Source organism: Pseudoalteromonas sp. SR43-5 (assembly GCF_014163835.1).
GTDB classification, from domain to species: domain Bacteria; phylum Pseudomonadota; class Gammaproteobacteria; order Enterobacterales; family Alteromonadaceae; genus Pseudoalteromonas; species Pseudoalteromonas distincta.
The window spans coordinates 1-2,081 of sequence record NZ_JACJEA010000066.1 but is presented as its reverse complement, the minus strand read 5'-3'; the positions used below and the strand labels follow the sequence as shown (position 1 = coordinate 2,081).

The 2,081-nt window shown below is 36.4% G+C and carries 4 protein-coding genes; all 4 read left to right on the top strand.

Going from position 1 to position 2,081, the window contains the following annotated elements:
• On the top strand, nucleotides 1-195 hold a 195-nt coding region (locus H5090_RS20475), incomplete at its 5' end, for an immunity protein YezG family protein (RefSeq protein WP_182696618.1).
• Between the two features lie 196 nt (nucleotides 196-391).
• Nucleotides 392-1,117: a hypothetical protein gene (locus tag H5090_RS20965; protein ID WP_310736323.1), complete on the top strand. Its 726-nt coding sequence runs from the start codon at nucleotides 392-394 to the stop codon at nucleotides 1,115-1,117.
• Between the two features lie 17 nt (nucleotides 1,118-1,134).
• Nucleotides 1,135-1,806, top strand: coding sequence for an SMI1/KNR4 family protein (locus tag H5090_RS20460; protein ID WP_182693141.1), 672 nt, complete (start codon nucleotides 1,135-1,137; stop codon nucleotides 1,804-1,806).
• Between the two features lie 24 nt (nucleotides 1,807-1,830).
• A partial coding sequence (locus tag H5090_RS20455) for a DUF600 domain-containing protein (protein WP_182696617.1) occupies nucleotides 1,831-2,081 on the top strand: 251 nt, incomplete at its 3' end.

Genomic DNA, 2,081 nt, shown 5'->3' with positions numbered 1-2,081 from the left:
AAAACACGGCATGCAATTGCTGTATCTGAAAATATAACTGAGTTATTTAAAACATTATTTGACCATGCTATTAAAAACGAAGTTGAGGATTGGCAGCGCGCTATTTTTACTATCACTCGTCAAGGCCAATTTAACTTAAACTTTGAGCGCGATAATAATAATGAAGAAGTAATCGCCGCTGTTCCAACACGTTAAGTATTAATTTAACCCGTTTTTTAACAACATGGATGCTGGCTAGACGCTACAGCCTTAAAAGATTAGCGCCCTAGCCTTTGGCTGTATTTCAAATTGGGTCCCTCATTTACTTCTCATTATTTTCTCTTTGTGCAAACAATATTTTAAGTGAATTATTCACAAAGAGGGCTAGAGGCGCTGCGCTTAAAGAGTAAAAGTGCTATTAAATAGTCAGTTTACTATTCATGAAATATCAACAAGTTGGCAATACGACCTACTGCTGCCACAACTAGCCATAGACGGCATGCAAGCCACGATTAAACAGCTTGATGAAATAGCGTCCAAAATAGACCAAGGCGTTAAAAACGCAGCCAGTGAGATTGGCAATCGCGTAAACAAAGCCCTCGATGAATTCGAGCCGCCGAAAAGCACCGGTATTGTGGGTAAACCTAAAAAGAGTGTTGCGAATGAATTAGATGCGCCGAAAGGAAATGATTTGAAGGGGGCTAGGAATAATAACAAGGATAGGCGAGTAGCTCCTGAATTATATGCCAAGCTAAGAAGGTCTACACCATCTCCTGAGATCAGAAATCAAGTAAATAAGAACAAAAAGCCACCTTATCCAGATGAAGCGTTGCCAGGGCTAATTGTCATAGGGCGCTTAGAAGCCGATCACGTTGTTCCAATGGACAAAATAACTAGAATGGATGGCTTTGAAAGGCTAACATTAGAACAACAAAAGCAAGTACTCAACGACCCCATTAACTTCATCGGTCTAAGTAAAACGGCTAACACTTCTAAAGGTTCAAAAAGCTTTTCACAGTGGACTGAGTATAAAAAAGGAGGTATCAAAGTATCCCCAGAATTCAGAGAAAGAATGATGAAACTTGAGACGCAATTAGAATTAGACATTCAAAGTAAGATAAAAACTTTAGTAAAATAAATTTAAGGTAATTTTTAATGGACAATGAATTAAAAAAATTTTTAGGCGAATATTTTGACAAACCTGAAGTTATTGACACTAAAATTTTATCCGCCGATATAACGGCAGTAATACCTGAGGTATGGGCTGAAATATTTAAAGAAAACGACTCGAAAATTGAACGAACTATTAATTTATTTAGCAAATTCCGTAACGATTTAGAGCTTACCTATGAATACCTAGCAGAGCAACTTGAAACTATTAATTTAGCATATTACTTTGAAGAGTATCATTTAGTTTTTGGTATTCGCTCTTTGTCAGGAAATCAAATTCTATATTATCAATCTAAAAATCCAAAAAATATAGAATTAACAGAGTGCTTCTCTCAACTTCCGAATGATTTAAAAGATTTTTACACACACTTTAATGGCTTTAATTACCTAGTCTCAAACTCAATGGGGCTTTTACCAATTGATGAGCAAGAATTATTGGATGAGTATGACTGGGAAGTATTAGAAGAGCACGATGTGGATATAGACTTAAACAAGTTCAAAAGCATTTTTACTAATGGCGCTGGAGGTTACATCTGTTTTAATCGTATTAAAGGCCTTGAAGAATCCTTAATTTGGTGGGCTGATGAACTACCAACTATGAACATAGATCTGTGGGCAACAGTTGATACTTGGATAACAATTGGTTTTGAAGACTAATCAATAACACGCTAAGGAAAGCAGATGCAACCCGACATTAAAAACATCCCACATCACCTAGGTCAGTACCTTTATCAGCAAATAGATGAGCCGTGGTTTGAAGCTCAGCTTATTTTAGATTGCGATAATAATGTGATTGAGTGCAAAGCCCACTTTATTAAAACAGATGACAAAACACGGCATGCAATTGCTGTATCTGAAAATATAACTGAGTTATTTAAAACATTATTTGACCATGCTATTAAAAACGAAGTTGAGGATTGGCAGCGCGCTAT

Coding starts and splice junctions, on each gene's coding strand:
- H5090_RS20460 (WP_182693141.1), top strand. CDS start 1,135: ATGGACAATGAATTAAAAAAATTTTTAGGCGAATATTTTGACAAACCT.